The organism is Cupriavidus sp. SIMBA_020 (genome assembly GCF_046535395.1).
Classification (GTDB): Bacteria; Pseudomonadota; Gammaproteobacteria; order Burkholderiales; family Burkholderiaceae; genus Cupriavidus; species Cupriavidus campinensis.
On record NZ_JAWRWU010000686.1, the window covers coordinates 1 to 268 of the forward strand.

1 protein-coding gene is annotated in these 268 nt (G+C 55.2%); it reads left to right on the forward strand.

Translation table 11 applies throughout. The features are described 5' to 3' along the window. The first annotated feature begins 3 nt into the window (after positions 1 to 3). Positions 4 to 243: an acyl carrier protein gene (gene acpP / locus SB751_RS31065; RefSeq protein WP_004197638.1), complete on the forward strand. Its 240-nt coding sequence runs from the start codon at positions 4 to 6 to the stop codon at positions 241 to 243. The last annotated feature ends 25 nt before the right edge of the window (positions 244 to 268 follow it).

Sequence of the window (268 nt, forward strand, 5' to 3'; positions counted from 1 at the left end):
GTAATGGATAACATCGAACAACGTGTCAAGAAGATCGTCGCTGAGCAACTGGGCGTCGCGGAAGCCGAGATCAAGAACGAAGCATCGTTCGTGAACGATCTGGGTGCTGACTCGCTCGACACGGTCGAACTGGTGATGGCGCTCGAAGACGAGTTCGGCATGGAAATCCCGGACGAAGAAGCAGAGAAGATCACGACGGTTCAGCAAGCGATCGACTACGCTCGCGCAAACGTCAAGGCATAAGCGCCTTTCGCGTTTGTCCGCAACG